At 67.7% G+C, this 14,434-nt stretch carries 12 protein-coding genes; 5 read left to right on the top strand and 7 right to left on the bottom strand.

Going from position 1 to position 14,434, the window contains the following annotated elements; genetic code table 11:
• Positions 1-515: 515 nt before the first annotated feature.
• Positions 516-1,382, bottom strand: a complete 867-nt coding sequence (htpX, locus tag H4O10_RS20950) for a protease HtpX (protein ID WP_005410387.1) — start codon at positions 1,380-1,382, stop codon at positions 516-518.
• Positions 1,383-1,475: 93 nt separating this feature from the next.
• Between htpX and gluQRS the strand changes: the two genes are divergently transcribed.
• The 3 genes from gluQRS to phaR all read left to right on the top strand — a co-directional run bounded on the left by gluQRS (position 1,476) and on the right by phaR (position 3,867).
• On the top strand, positions 1,476-2,417 hold the full coding sequence (gene gluQRS / locus H4O10_RS20945; protein ID WP_049453458.1) for a tRNA glutamyl-Q(34) synthetase GluQRS: 942 nt from the start codon (positions 1,476-1,478) through the stop codon (positions 2,415-2,417).
• Positions 2,414-3,154, top strand: coding sequence for an acetoacetyl-CoA reductase (gene phbB / locus H4O10_RS20940; RefSeq protein WP_005410389.1), 741 nt, complete (start codon positions 2,414-2,416; stop codon positions 3,152-3,154). Before gluQRS ends, phbB begins: the two co-directional genes overlap by 4 nt.
• A 185-nt stretch (positions 3,155-3,339) precedes the next feature.
• A complete protein-coding gene (gene phaR / locus H4O10_RS20935; protein WP_005410391.1) occupies positions 3,340-3,867 on the top strand; it encodes a polyhydroxyalkanoate synthesis repressor PhaR in 528 nt (175 codons plus the stop codon).
• 72 nt (positions 3,868-3,939) lie between these two features.
• On the opposite strand, the gene H4O10_RS20930 is transcribed toward phaR, so the two are convergent.
• The 6 genes from H4O10_RS20930 to H4O10_RS20905 form a co-directional block, all read right to left on the bottom strand.
• Positions 3,940-4,896 carry a TraB/GumN family protein gene (locus tag H4O10_RS20930; RefSeq protein ID WP_024958298.1) on the bottom strand — a complete coding sequence of 319 codons (957 nt, stop codon included), beginning with the start codon at positions 4,894-4,896 and terminating at the stop codon, positions 3,940-3,942.
• A gap of 1 nt (position 4,897) precedes the next feature.
• Positions 4,898-5,827, bottom strand: a complete 930-nt coding sequence (locus H4O10_RS20925) for a DUF1684 domain-containing protein (protein WP_049453455.1) — start codon at positions 5,825-5,827, stop codon at positions 4,898-4,900.
• A gap of 11 nt (positions 5,828-5,838) precedes the next feature.
• Complete coding sequence (mutL, locus tag H4O10_RS20920; protein WP_049404634.1) at positions 5,839-7,743, bottom strand: DNA mismatch repair endonuclease MutL; 1,905 nt, start codon at positions 7,741-7,743, stop codon at positions 5,839-5,841.
• Between the two features lie 165 nt (positions 7,744-7,908).
• Positions 7,909-9,471, bottom strand: coding sequence for an N-acetylmuramoyl-L-alanine amidase (locus H4O10_RS20915; protein WP_049453453.1), 1,563 nt, complete (start codon positions 9,469-9,471; stop codon positions 7,909-7,911).
• Between the two features lie 82 nt (positions 9,472-9,553).
• Positions 9,554-10,036 carry a tRNA (adenosine(37)-N6)-threonylcarbamoyltransferase complex ATPase subunit type 1 TsaE gene (tsaE, locus tag H4O10_RS20910; protein ID WP_005410396.1) on the bottom strand — a complete coding sequence of 161 codons (483 nt, stop codon included), beginning with the start codon at positions 10,034-10,036 and terminating at the stop codon, positions 9,554-9,556.
• A complete protein-coding gene (locus H4O10_RS20905; protein WP_049453451.1) occupies positions 10,033-11,517 on the bottom strand; it encodes an NAD(P)H-hydrate dehydratase in 1,485 nt (494 codons plus the stop codon). Before H4O10_RS20905 ends, tsaE begins: the two co-directional genes overlap by 4 nt.
• Before the next feature lie 23 nt (positions 11,518-11,540).
• Between H4O10_RS20905 and queG the strand changes: the two genes are divergently transcribed.
• Complete coding sequence (gene queG / locus H4O10_RS20900) at positions 11,541-12,611, top strand: tRNA epoxyqueuosine(34) reductase QueG (protein WP_005410398.1); 1,071 nt, start codon at positions 11,541-11,543, stop codon at positions 12,609-12,611.
• A 44-nt stretch (positions 12,612-12,655) separates the two neighbouring features.
• A complete protein-coding gene (xseA, locus tag H4O10_RS20895; protein ID WP_049453449.1) occupies positions 12,656-13,987 on the top strand; it encodes an exodeoxyribonuclease VII large subunit in 1,332 nt (443 codons plus the stop codon).
• Positions 13,988-14,434: the final 447 nt, after the last annotated feature.

The following is a 14,434-nucleotide window of genomic DNA, read 5'->3' as shown; positions in this document are numbered from 1 at the left end:
CGCTACGCGACGGTTCCCTGCGCTTCTCGGAGAATCAGGGGACGGCGCCGAACTCGCTGCGCTCAGACACCGGCACCTCTTCGCCCCTGATTCCCCTGCGATGCTCGGCTCGCTCAAGGCGGACTGGAAGGTCAAGATCAAGGGCAACAGCATGCACGCGTGGCATGGATCAACCGGGTGCCGCTGTGGCATTTGACCTTGGGTCCGCCTTGAGCGAGCCGAGCACCGCAGGTCTGGCGAGGGCGGAGAGGTGCGGGTGTCTGAGCGCAGCGAGTTCCCGCACCGTCCCTCGACGGGCCGAGGAGCGCAGGGTACCGGCGTGCGCAGCACGTCGGCTCGCGCCCCGGCGGCGTGTTTCTTTGGTTACTTTCTTTGCACGAGCAAAGAAAGTGACATCTCCCCGCAGTCGCGGAAACGATCCCCCGGGCACGATCCGGCATCAGCAATGCACCGCGCAAACAAAAACGCCCGGCGCGGGGCCAGGCGTTCCTGCACTACCGTAGAAGTACGGAGACTTACGCCACCGTCGACGCCCGCAGCGCGGCGATGCGCTCTTCCAGCGGCGGATGGCTCATGAACAGCTTCTTCGCCGTCGAACCGGCAATACCGAAGGCGGCAATCTGGGTCGGCAGCGTGCTCTGGCCGTGGTTCAGCTGCAGCCGCTCCAACGCGGCGATCATCTTCTGGCGGCCGGCCAGCGAGGCACCGCCGGCGTCGGCGCGGAACTCGCGGTGGCGCGAGAACCACATCGAGATCATGGTGGCGAACAGGCCGAACACCATCTCCAGCACGAACACGATGATGTAATAGGCGAAGCCACGGCCGCCGCCTTCGCGGTTACCCGACAGCGCGCTGTCGATGATGCCGCCGACCACGCGGGCCAGCACGATCACGAAGGTGTTCAGCACGCCCTGCAGCAGCGCCATGGTGATCATGTCACCGTTGGCGACGTGGGCGATCTCGTGGCCCAGCACCGCTTCGGCCTCGTCTTCGCTCATGTTGTGCAGCAGGCCGGTGGACACCGCCACCAGCGCGTTGTTGCGGTTGGCACCAGTGGCGAAGGCGTTGATCTCCGGGCCTTCGTACACCGCTACTTCGGGCATGCCGATACCGGCCGCCTTGGCCTGGCGCTCGACGGTGGCCAGCAGCCAGCGCTCGGTCTGGTTGCGCGGCTCAGTGATCACCACCGCACCGGTGGAGCGCTTGGCCATCCACTTGGAGAGCAGCAGCGAGATGAAGGAGCCACCGAAGCCGAAGATCGCGGCCATGACCAGCAGGCCGCTCATCTGGCTTGGATTGACCCCGAGCAACGACATCACGATGCTGGCGAGAATCAGGACCGCGAAGTTGGTCGCCAGGAACAGGGCAATGCGGGTAAACATGGGAAAATCCGGCTCGGAAGGGGTCGATACCGGTCAATTTGCGGTGTGGTCAGCTTGAATTCAAGCGCCAACCTGACCGACGATTCAGCCAGCATGACCTCCCCCATTCCCTGCGGTCGTTTCGCGCCCTCGCCGACCGGCCTGCTCCATCCCGGATCCCTGCTCGCCGCCTTCGGCAGCTGGCTGCTCGCGCGACATAACGGCGGCTTGTGGCGGCTGCGCATCGAAGACGTCGATCCACCACGCACCGTGCCCGGCGTCGCCGAGTCACAGCTGCGGGCGCTGGCCGCGTTCGGCCTGGTCCACGATGGCCCGATCCTCTGGCAGAGCACCCGCGGCGAGGCCTACCAGGCCGCGCTGGACGTGCTGCTGGCCAGCGACCTGGCCTTTGTCTGCCACTGCAGCCGCAGCGACCTGGCCGCCAACGGCGGCATCCACCATCGTTGCGTCGCCCGGCAACCTCGACCGGACCCTGCCGTCCGCTTCCGCGTGCCACCGGGCAGCATCGTGTACTTCGACGATGGCCTGCGCGGCCCGCAGCAGCAGGACGTGCACGCCGAGGTCGGCGACTTCGTGCTGCGCCGCGCCGATGGATGCTGGGCCTACCAGTTGGCGGTGGTGGTCGATGACGCCGCACAAGGAGTGACCGAAGTGGTGCGCGGCGCCGACCTGCTCGACTCCACCGCGCGGCAGATCCTGCTGCAGCAGGCATTGGGGCTGGCGGTGCCGCGCTACTGGCACCTGCCGCTGCTGCTGGATGCGCCGGGCCACAAACTGTCCAAGTCGCTGGCGGCGCTGCCGGTGGACAGTTCGCACCCGCTGCCCGTGCTGCGCCAGCTCTGGAAGCTGCTCGGCCAGGCACCTGGGGCGCTGGAACCTGCGCACGACCTGGATACGCTGCTGGCCACCGCTCGGCAGGCCTTCGACCCGGCACGACTGCCGCGGACCGACATCCTGTTGCCAGCCGGCGCACTTTCCGCGCCGATGTTGCAGAATCCCCCTTCCCCCACCCGACACCCGGACAACACTCCATGACATCTCGCGTCGCACTGGTCACCGGCGGAACCGGCGGCATCGGCACCGCCATCTGCCAACGCCTGGCCGACCAGGGCCACCGGGTCGCCACCAACTACCGCGACGAGGCCAAGGCCCGCGCCTGGCAGCAGGCAATGACCGAACGCGGCTACAGCGTGTCGATCTTCCCGGGCGATGTCTCCGATCCAGGCAGCGCCGAAGCGCTGGTGCGCGCCGTCGAGGCCGAGCTGGGCCCGGTCGAGATCCTGGTCAACAACGCGGGCATCACCCGCGACACCACGTTCCATCGCATGCGCGCGGACCAGTGGCACGATGTGATCAACACCAACCTCAATTCGGTGTTCAACGTCACCCGCCCGGTCATCGAGGGCATGCGCCGCCGCGGCTGGGGCCGGGTCATCCAGATCAGCTCGATCAACGGCCTGAAGGGCCAGTACGGCCAGGCCAACTACGCGGCGGCCAAGGCCGGCATGCACGGCTTCACCATCTCGCTGGCGCGCGAGAACGCCGGCTTCGGCATTACCGTCAACACCATTTCGCCCGGCTACGTCGCGACCGACATGGTGATGGCGGTGCCGGAGGAAGTGCGCGCCAAGATCGTCGCCGACATTCCCACCGGGCGCCTCGGCAAGCCGGAGGAAATCGCTTACGGGGTGTCCTTCCTGGTGGCGGAGGAAGCCTCGTGGATCACCGGCAGCAACCTGGACATCAATGGCGGCCACCATATGGGTTGGTAAGCCGCGCCGGCGGCCTCGGCGGCGCACACCCGCCGCCCCTGCCGATGGTCATGCTGCGCAGCACGCAAACCCTTGTTGCGCAACATGATCCCCTGTGAAAGCCAAGCCTGGCGGGGGCTGAGGCGGTTGCAACGGCTGCTGCACTGCGCCATGCTTCGCATCTACTGTGACGAGTGACCGCTTCAATGGCTGCGACCCGCATCATCAAGAAGTATCCGAACCGCCGTCTCTACGACACCGAGATCTCCAGCTACATCACCATCGAGGACGTGCGCCAGCTGATCCTGGACGGTGAAGACTTCGAAGTCCGTGACGCCAAGAGCGGCGACGACCTCACCCGTTCGGTCCTGCTGCAGATCATCGCCGACCAGGAACAGGACGGCGAACCGATGCTGTCCACCCAGCTGCTGAGCCAGCTGATCCGCTTCTACGGCGATTCCCTGCAGGGCTTCATGGGCAACTACCTGGAGCGCAGCATGCAGGTCTTCCTCGACCAGCAGCAGCAGTTCCGCCAGCAGATGGGCAACCTGCTGGGCCAGACCCCGTGGGCGATGATGAACCAGCTGACCGAGCGCAACCTGGAGCTGTGGCAGGAATTCCAGCGCAGCATGGGCACCGGTTTCGGTGGTCCGCGACCGGGTGGCACCGGTACCGGCACCGGCAACAAGCCCAACGAACCCGGTACCGGCACCGGCGGCAAGACCCGCCGCTGAGCCGATGTACCGGCGGATACGAAAACGGCGCGCCCAATGGCGCGCCGCTTTGTTTTGTGCCCCGGGGGAGCATCAACGTTTCGCTTTGCACCCCGTGCATACGCGTTCGACCTTGTAGCCCTTCGCCTTCAGCTTCTCGACCACGCCGTCACCGCCCAGAAGGTGCAGCGTACCGACCACCACCAGCGTGCCACCCTGCCCGGCCTGCAGGTACGGCAGCAGCTTCGGTACCCACGCATCGTTGCGCCCGGTGTTGATGCGCTGGTAAAGCTGCGGGTACTGCTGGCGCATTTCCGCGGCCATCTTCGTCCACAACACGCGCTCATCGCCTCGCCGCCAGGCATCATGCAGCTGGCGCGCCTGCTCATCGCCCTTGCCCGCCTGATCCAGCGCCTCGGACAGCATCTGTCGCTGCTCCTGCACGGTCATGCCGTCGAGCATGCCGATCTGGGTATCGATGTCTTCCAACCCAGCGGTCCTGCGGCCGGTCTTCTGCGCGCGCTCCATGAAATGACGGTCCAGGCCCAGCGCCGGGTCCAGGCCCATCTTCTGCATCTGCCCGACCGAAATGCTCAGGCCGACGAACCAGGGCTTCATGCCCTGCATCTGTGCCAACGGAAGCTTGTTCTCGGATGCGAACGCCTGCAGCTTCTGCCAGGTGGCCGCGTCGAGATCGCGCTTGAGCTCGCTGCCATCGGTGCGCACTGCAGCCTGCACCATGCGGCTGGCCAGCTGCGGCGACTGCATGTCCTCCGGCGACAGTTCGAACACGACCCGCTGCGAGGCCTCGAAGGCCTGCTCGACATCGGGCGACAGCGGGTAGTCCTGCGGTTTCAACAGGTGGAATGATCCAAGCAGGTATACGCGTGAATCACCCGGGCCGGTCACCTTCCACAGCAGCGGCACCGGCGGCTTGGCCGCCGCCGTGGCAGCGGCGTCGGTGGCCGGTGCATTGCGCGCCGGTGCCAGCGGTGCGATTGCAAACGCTGCCATCAGCAGCGTTGCACGGAACAGTCCCTTCAACGGCATCTCAGCCCTCTCCTTCAGACAGGTGGTAGGCCTTCTCGCCCGCTTCCATGCGCAGGTCCAGCCGGTTTTCCGGCGGCGCCAGCGGGCACGTGGCATACGCGGTGAATGCACACGGCGGGTTGTAGGCATGATTGAAATCGATGCGTAGCCTGCCGTCGGCTGCCGGCGCATCGGTATCCAGGTAGCGCCCGGCCGGATAACTGCCGCGGCCACTGGTGCGGTCGGCAAAGATCAGGAACAGCGGCTGCCCGGTGGCTCCGATCGCCTCCAGCCGCCATGTGCGGCCGTCGCGTTCGAATTCGACCGCACCCGCATTGGGCATCTCGGTGGTCAGGCCGGTGATGTCGACAATGGGCAGGGTCTTGCCCGCCAGATGCGGGATGAAGCGTGCCTGCACCTGCCAGTCCGGGCCACCCGGCCAGTACTCCAGCCCGGCGAAATCACGGCGCGCCGGCGCATCGGCATGCTTGACCCGCAGCGCATCGCGCGGACCGCGCCGGATGATGCTGAGCTGGCCCTTGCCACCGTCGAAGGCCAACAGGGTTGGCTGCGGATCCTTGTCGGTGTCGATGCGGATACGGCCGCGCACCGGCTGGCCATCATGGCTGACATCCACACCGGCTTCGGGCGTGAACCACCACTGGCTGCCCTCGCGACGCAGCAGGCCCAGCTTGTCCGGGCCAACCGTCAGGCGGATGCCGTTGGTGGCACCACTGCCGACGAAGTGTGATTTGTTCTGCAGCCAGTGCAGGCCGACCAGGGCCGTCCAGCCATCGGGCCGGGTCAGGTCCTGGTAGCGGGCCACCCGCCATTGCTGCTGCGCGGCCGCATAGGCCGGATCTTCGGTAACCTTCGGCGCCGGCGGTGTTGCCGGACTGCACGCGGCCAACAGCAAGGCGGCCAGCAGGCCGCCCATTCCCCGATAACGCATCGATGCTCCCCTCAACGTCCGCGCAGGAACCAGCGGTCGATCTCCGCCAGCGAAAAACGGGCCCAGGTCGGCCGGCCGTGGTTGCACTGGCCAGACCGTTCGGTGATTTCCATGTCGCGCAGCAGCGCGTTCATTTCCGGCACGGTCAGGCGCCGGTTGGCACGCACCGCACCGTGACAGGCCATGGTCGACAGCAGTTCGTCACGTGCGCTGGCCACGCGGCGGCTCTGGCCGTGCTCGCGCAGGTCGGTCAGCACATCGCGCAGCAGCCCCTCCGGTTCGGCATGCGCCAACAGCGCTGGAATACTGCGCACGTGCAGCGATCCGGGACCGGCACGGGTCACCTCAAAGCCGAGCGCCGCCAACGTTTCGGCTTCACTTTCGGCGGTGTCGGCTTCGCGCTCGCCCACGGCGAGTGTGATCGGCACCAGCAGCGGCTGCGACTGCAGGCCGATACCATCGTGCGCGTTCTTCAGGCGCTCGTAGCCGATGCGCTCGTGCGCGGCATGCATGTCGACCACGATCAGGCCTTCTGCGTTCTCGGCCAGGATGTAGATGCCGTGCAGCTGCGCGATCGCGTAGCCCAGCGGCGGTACGCCGGCGTCGGCACTGGTCACCGGCAGTCCGTTCTCGGTCGGCATCGGCGGCAGCGCAGCACCGCGTTCGGCACCGGCCGGTGCGGCATACAGCGCGGCATAGGCCGCCGGTGCATCGGCCACCTGCAGTCCAAGGGGCTGCTGCGGGCGCCAGCCGGAAAAACCACCACCACCGCCACCCGAGCCGGCACCGGGCGTAGGTCCACGCGCCAGCCCGAAACCCGATGCGCCCGCGCTCGATGCCATCGGTGCAGCAGCGGCGTCCACCGGATGCACCGGACCCGCACCGATCTCCTGCGCCGACATGCCGGCGCGGGTATCAGCCAGCGCGTCCTTCAGCGTGCGGTAGACGAAATCGTGCACCAGCCGCGAATCACGGAAGCGAACCTCGTGCTTGGCCGGGTGCACGTTGACGTCAACGCGGGTCGGGTCGAGCTCGAGGAACAGCACATAGGCTGGCTGGCGGCCGTGGTACAGCACATCGCCGTAAGCCATCTTCACCGCATGGGCGACGCTGCGGTCGCGCACCGAACGGCCGTTGACGTACAGGTACTGCTGGTCGGCGCTGGCGCGCGAATAATGCGGCTGCGCGATCCAGCCGTGCAGGCGCAGGCCGGCACCACTGTGGTCGACGCGCACGGCCTGATTGGCGAAATCCTCGCCCAGCGTTTCGGCCAGGCGCGCATCGGAATACAGATCGCCCGGCTTGTAGCGGCGCGAGGCCTTGCCGTTGTGCGACACGCGCAGTTCGACATCCGGTCGCGCAAGCGCCAGCGAACGCAACCACTCTTCGATATGGCCCAGTTCGGTACGCTCGGCGCGCAGGAACTTGCGCCGCGCCGGTACGTTGTAGAACAGCTCGCGCACTTCCACGGTGGTGCCCGGTGCATGCGCACGTGGCGTCACTTCGCCGATCTTGCCGCCTTCGATCTGCAGTGCCGAACCGTGTTCGTCATGCGCGCGACGCGAGGACAGGGTAAAGCGGCTGACCGAGGCGATCGACGGCAGCGCTTCGCCACGGAACCCGAGCGTGGCCACCGATTCGAGGTCGTCCAGATCGGCGATCTTGCTGGTGGCGTGGCGCGAGACCGCCAGCGGCAGCTGTTCCGGCGCGATGCCACTGCCATTGTCGCGGATGCGGATCAGGCGGACACCCCCCTCTTCAAGATCGATATCAACGCGGCTGGCACCGGCATCGATCGCGTTCTCGACCAGCTCCTTGACCACCGACGCAGGACGTTCGACCACTTCGCCGGCGGCGATCTGGTTGATCAGGATTTCCGGCAACGGCCGGATCGGGCGCGGTCCGGGCGCGCTCATGGGAGAGGATGGGCAGCAGACTTCATGGGTTGATGATAGCGGAGGCTGCGCATGTAGAGTCGACTGTCAGTCGACTGCCCTCCGCCGGGCGGCGAAAACCCCGCGCTGCGCGCGTAGTCGACTGACAGTCGACTCTACAGAAAGCAGTAACCTGCCTTCGGCAGGTTATTTGCTGCCGCCGGCCATGGTCCCGGCAGCGTCGATCTCGGCCTGGGCACGGGCTGCGTACAGCGTGCCCGGCGGTGGCTGGCGGCTGAAGAAGGTGTGCACGCCATCGAGCACGGCGCCGGCGATCTTGCGCTGGTAGGCCGGGTCGATCAGACGGCGCTCTTCGTCCGGGTTGGAGATGAACGCGGTTTCCACCAGCATCGCCGGCATGTCCGAGGTGCGCAGCACGGCGAAGTTCGCACGTTCGATGTTCGGCTTGTGGTTGTTGCCGATCCGCTTCAGGCCGCCCAGCACGTGGCCGGCGGCATCTTCAGACGCCTTCATGTAACCGCTCTGGGCAAGGTCCAGCAGCACGTTGGCAAGCGTGCCTTCGGTCTGCTGCAGGCGCACGCCACCCACCAGGTCGGCCGCGTTTTCCTTGTCCGCCAGCCAGCGGGCGCGCTGCGAAGAGGCGCCCTTGGTCGACAGCACGTATACCGACGAACCAGTGGCCGAACGGTTTTCGGCCGCGTCGGCATGGATCGAAATGAAGATGTCGGCCTTGTTTGCACGTGCCTTCTGCGCACGCATCGGCAGCGGGATGAACACGTCGCTGTCGCGGGTCAGATAGGCCTTCAGGCCCGGCGTCGCATTGACCTGGCGGGCGAGCTCACGCGCCACCGCCAGGGTGACATCCTTTTCGCGCTTGCCGGTCGGGCCGATCGCGCCGGGATCCTGGCCACCGTGGCCGGGATCGATGGCGACCACCAGATGACGCATGCCGGCCTGCATGCGGATGCGCGAGGCATCGCTGGGCATGGCCGGGCGCGGCGGTTCCACCGGCGTCGGCGCCGGTGCAGGCACGGTAGCCGGCGGCTTGGTCACCACGGCGGCGGTGCGCTGGCCGGCCAGGATCGCGGCCGGCGAGGAAGAAGGTGAGCTGCTGGCCACGGTACCGGCCGCCGCAACCTGGGCCGGCGCGGTGGACGGCGCCGGGGTCGGCGTGGCCGGTGCGGCGGCAGTGGCACTGGCCTGCTGCCGCACCTGCGCGGTCAGCAGTGCGGTCGCACGTGCGGCATCGGAACGCGACTGTGCGCTTTCAGCCGGGGTCGGCGCGGGCGTCGCCACCGGTGCCTGCGGCTGCACCGCCGGTGTCGCTGCCGGACGGCTGGCGGCCATGGCCGGGCCATCGCCCGGCCATTCGATCACCAGCTTGGATTCATTGCCCTCCCGCTGCATCTGCGGGCGGAACGGCGCCACCGATTCAGCGAGGTCGAAAACGACACGGAAGGTCCCCGGCACCGGCTGTCCGGTACGCACCGCCGTGACCACGCCCTGCGCAGCCGGCATCTTCAGGTTGCGTATGGCGCTGGAGTCAGGGAAGTCAACCACCAGACGGTTCGGACTGGCCAGAGAAAGCGTCTTGTAGCCGCCACTGCCGACCAGCGAGATCTCGGCACGGGTGCCGGTGGCGCCGGTATTCAGCAGGACCTGGCGGACTTCACCGGCCCACGCACTGACGCTCGCCAGACCCAGTCCGACGGCGGCACAGATAGCGATGAGACGGTTCCCCGGGCGCATGGCTCAGGATTCAATCACCGCGCTGAACGGAATGCAATACCTTTTTCCTTAATAATCCGTAACCTGCCGGTCTTTGTTCTCGTCAGCCGACAGAAATGGCCTGCAAGTCGCCCCCTTGGGGAAGCCGCTTCAGCCACTCATGTCCGACGTCGCTGGCTCCGGTGAGACGGGCGCGACGCCCCTGCCCCTCGATCTCCAACGCCACCACCAGGTCGGTCGGCGGCAGCGCGCCAGCGCCGCGTTCCGGCCATTCCACCAGCCACAACACCGCGCTGCCCTCGTCCAGGCCCAGGAAATCGAGTTCGCCGGCTTGGCCGATCCGGTACAGGTCCAGGTGCCAGGCCTCGCCACCGCTGGCCAGCGGATAGCGCTCGACCAGGGTGTAAGTGGGGCTGCGGATCGCGCCCTGCACGCCCAGCGCGCGCAGCAGTGCGCGTGCGGTGGTGGATTTGCCGGCGCCCAGGTCGCCGCGCAGTTCGATCAGCGCCTGCGGCGGTCGGGTCGCCGCCAGCCACTGCCCGAGCAGTTCGGTGGCATCGCTGTCGGCAAGGAAGAATTCAGTCATGAAGAGCGTTCCGGGTTGGCCAGTTGCCGCAGCGGCACCAGCAGATCAGTGGGAAGCATGCCGCGCGCGCCGTCGGCGGCCGCAGCGTCGCCGGCGAGCGCGTGCAGCAGTGCGCCAGTGGCGGCAGCGTCGAAGGCGGCCAGGCCCTGCGCGCGCAGGCTGGCAATGATGCCGGTGAGCAGGTCGCCCATGCCCCCCACGGCCATGCCGGGGTTGCCTGCAGCAATCAGCCGTGGCACCTGCCCGGGCGCCGTCACGATGCTGCCCGCGCCCTTCAGCACCACCACGGCGTGGAAGCGCTCGGCCAACGTCTGCGCACAGCGGTAGCGATCGGCCTGGATGTCAGCGGTACTGCAGTCGAGCAGGCGCGCGGCCTCGCCCGGATGTGGCGTAAGGATCGCCTCCGGCAGCGCGCGCGGATCCTGCGCCAGCAGATTCAGCGCATCGGCATCAACCACCAGCGGTTTGTCGCTGTCCAGCACCTGCGCAAACATTGCGCGTGCCCATTCGTCCTGGCCCAGGCCGGGGCCGATCGCCACCACCCTGGCCTTCTCCAGCAGCGCCGGCAGCACATCGCCATCTTCAAGCGCATGGGTCATCGCCTCGGGAAGCCGAGCCAGCAATGGGCCGACGTGATCGCGCCGGGTGGCCAGGCTCAACAGTCCCGCGCCGGCACGCAGTGCCGCTTCGGCCGCCATCGCGATGGCCCCACCGCTGCCATGGTTGCCGCCGACGCACAGCACGTGCCCGGATTCGCCCTTGTGGGTATTGGCACGACGCGGCGGCAGCAGTGCCGGCAAGCGAGCCTGGGTCCAGTGCTCTGCGGCGGGTGACACGCCCTGCCATGCGGCCGTGGGTAGCTGCAGCGGCGCCAACGCCTTCCGCCCGCAATGATCCAGCGCATCGCCGGTATACAGCCCGCGATGCGGCACGATGAACTGCAGGGTCAAAGCAGCCTTCACCGCCTCGCCCGGTACGGCGCCCCGGTCGGCATCGACGCCACTGGGGACGTCCAGCGCCAGAACCGGTGCCGTCTGCGCGTTGAGGGCGGCGATCAGCGCCTGCGCCACACCTTCCGGCGCACGGTCGAAGCCCAGACCGAACAGGGCATCGACCCAGATATCGGCCTCGGGCAGCCCGCCGTCGAAATCGGTGATGGTGCCGCCGTCGGACGTGAATTCCGATGCTGCACGCTGTGCCAGCGACGTCGCCGGTGGCTTGCCCGGCAAGGCGATCACCGTCACCGCGCGCCCGGCCTTCCGTGCATGGCGGGCCAGCACCAGGCCGTCGCCGCCGTTGTTGCCTGCTCCGACCACCACGCCGATCCGCTGCGCCTGCGGCCAATGCTGCAGCAGGCACTGCCAGGCGGCCTGGCCGGCCTGCGCCATCAGGCCCCAACCACCCTCGGCGGCCAGCGCCGAAGCCTGCGCATCAAGCGCACGCGCGGCAGCGGAATCGAAAAGATCGGCAAGGTTGGCCATGCAGGGATTTTATACTGGTGCACATGTCCCCCGCCCCCATCCCTGTCGATCCGGCCCAGGCCGTGCAGCGCATCCGCGAACTGGCGCGTGCGCATGGCTTCCAGCGCTGCGGTATCGCCGGCATCGAGCTGGGCGAGGATGAGGCGCACCTGGCCGACTGGCTGGGCCAGGGCCTGTACGGCACGATGGACTGGATGGCGCGCCACGGCACCCTGCGCGCGCGCCCGGCCGAGCTGCTGCCCGGCACCGTACGGGTGATCTCGGTGGGCATGGACTACAGCCACAAGGACGACACCGAAGCCTGGGCAACCCTGGCCGACCCGGGCCGCGCCTACGTGGCCCGTTACGCCTTGGGCCGCGACTACCACAAGCTGATGCGCAACCGCCTGCAGAAGCTGGCCACGCAGATCAACGATGAAGTGGCACCGCTGGGCTACCGCGTGTTCGTCGATTCGGCGCCCGTGCTGGAACGCGCACTGGCGCGCAATGCCGGCCTGGGCTGGATCGGCAAGCACACCTGCCTGATCGACCGCCATGGCGGCTCCTGGTTCTTCATCGGCGAGATCTACATCGATATCCCGCTGCCGATCGATGCACCGGCCACGGCACACTGCGGCACCTGCACGCGCTGCATCGATGTCTGCCCGACCCAGGCCATCACCGGCCCGCAGCGGCTGGACGCGCGGCGCTGTATTTCCTACCTGACCATCGAGCACGACGGTGCCATCCCCGAAGACATGCGGCCGTTGATCGGCAACCGCATCTACGGCTGTGACGACTGCCAGCTGGTCTGCCCCTGGAACAAGTTCGCCAAGCGTACCGACGAAGCCGATTTCCGCGCGCGCAACAACCTCGACACTGCCCGTCTGGACCAGCTGTTTGCCTGGGACGAAGCTGAATTCCTGCGCCGTACCGAAGGCAGCCCGATCCGGCGCAGCGGCCATGAACGCTGGCTGCGCAACATCGCCGTGGCACTGGGCAATGCACCGTCCTCGGCCGAAGCGTTGGCCGCGTTGCATACCCGCGTCGATGATCCCTCGCCGCTGGTGCGTGAACACGTGCAGTGGGCGCTGGGCCAGCACACGGTGCGCTGACGTGCGATCCTGAGCCCCCGTTCCGCCCGCAGCACGCCGTTCCCATGCAGCCACGCAACAACGACATCCTCACCCCCAGCCAGCTCAACACCCTGGCCCGCGACCTGCTGGAAGGCAGCTTCCCGGCGATCTGGGTCGAGGCCGAACTGGGCAGCGTGGCGCGTCCTGCCTCCGGGCACCTGTATTTCACCCTGAAGGACGCGCGTGCGCAGCTGCGCGCGGCGATGTTCCGGATGAAGGCGCAGTACCTGAAGTTCGTGCCGCGCGAAGGCATGCGCGTGCTGGTGCGCGGCAAGGTGACCCTGTACGACGCCCGTGGCGAGTACCAGATGGTGCTGGACCACATGGAGGAGGCCGGCGAAGGCGCGCTGCGCCGCGCGTTCGAAGAGCTGAAGGCACGCCTGGAGGCCGAAGGCCTGTTCGACCCGGCACGCAAACGGCCGCTGCCGGCGCACGTGCAGCGCCTGGCGGTGATCACATCACCCACCGGCGCGGCCGTGCGCGACGTGCTGAGCGTACTCGGCCGCCGCTTCCCGCTGCTGGAAGTGGACCTGCTGCCGACCCTGGTGCAGGGCAGCAGCGCCGCTGCACAGATCACCCGCCTGCTGCAGGCCGCCGATGCCAGTGGCCGCTACGACGTGATCCTGCTGACACGTGGCGGCGGCTCACTGGAAGACCTGTGGGCCTTCAACGATGAAGCACTGGCCCGCGCGATCGCCGCCAGCCGCACCCCGGTAGTGTCGGCGGTGGGCCATGAAACCGACTTCAGCCTCAGCGATTTTGCCGCCGACCTGCGCGCACCAACGCCGTCGGTGGCAGCCGAGCTGCTGGTACCGGACCAGCGCGAACTGGCCCTGCGTCTGCGCCGTACGGCCGCGCGCATGGTGCAGCTGCAACGGCATGCGATGCAGCAGGCGATGCAGCGTGCCGACCGCGCCCTGCTGCGCCTGAACGCACAGAGCCCGCAGGCGCGGCTGGACCTGTTGCGCCGTCGCCAGCTCGATCTGGGCCGGCGCCTGCATGCGGTCTTCAACCAGCAGCAGGAGCGCCGTGCCGCACGCCTGCGCCATGCGGCCGCGGTACTGCGCGGGCACCATCCGCAACGTCAGCTCGACGCGCTGCAGCGCCGCCTCGCCGCCCTGCGCGGGCGGCCGCAGGCAGCGATGCAGCGCCTGCTGGAGCGCGATGCACTGCGACTGCGCGGACTGGCGCGTTCACTGGAAGCGGTGAGCCCGTTGGCCACCGTGGCCCGTGGCTACAGCATCCTGACCCGCACTGACGATGGCACGCTGGTACGAAAGGTCGACCAGGTGCAGCCCGGTGACGCGCTGCAGGCCCGCGTTGGCGACGGCGTGATCGACGTGCAGGTCAAGTAAATGGGTGTTCGGCAGGGCTGCGCCCTGCACCTGCAGAGGCTTCAAGCAACGGCCGAAGCAACAGCCAAAGCGGCTCTGGATTGCTGATGGTTTGGCGGGGCGGTGTGGCTGTGCAGGACACGCCGTAAACCCATCCCTGGGGGCTCGATGGCGCCATCCATGGCGCCAACGGTCCTGCACAGCCACACCGCCCCACCCTCGACAGTTTCCCGATGACGGTCGGTAGATCCACGCCATGCGTGGATGAATCTCTGTCAGATATCGAATCAATTCGGGGTCAGATCCGTTTTCCGTAGGAAAACGGATCTGACCCCACGCCATTCCGACAGATCGCGAGAATCTGTCGAAGGCGGGGTGGGTCCGGTTGAGGGGGCGTGAGCCGCATGGATGCGGCGACCGAGCTTACATGGACGTACTTGCAGCGTCCCCCTCAACCGAGATCGGAAG

Origin of the sequence: Stenotrophomonas sp. I18B00994, assembly GCF_014145825.1 — a bacterium.
Lineage (GTDB): Bacteria > Pseudomonadota > Gammaproteobacteria > Xanthomonadales > Xanthomonadaceae > Stenotrophomonas > Stenotrophomonas maltophilia.
Note: the sequence above shows the minus strand (reverse complement) of the source record. Positions and strands in the feature narration are given on the sequence as shown.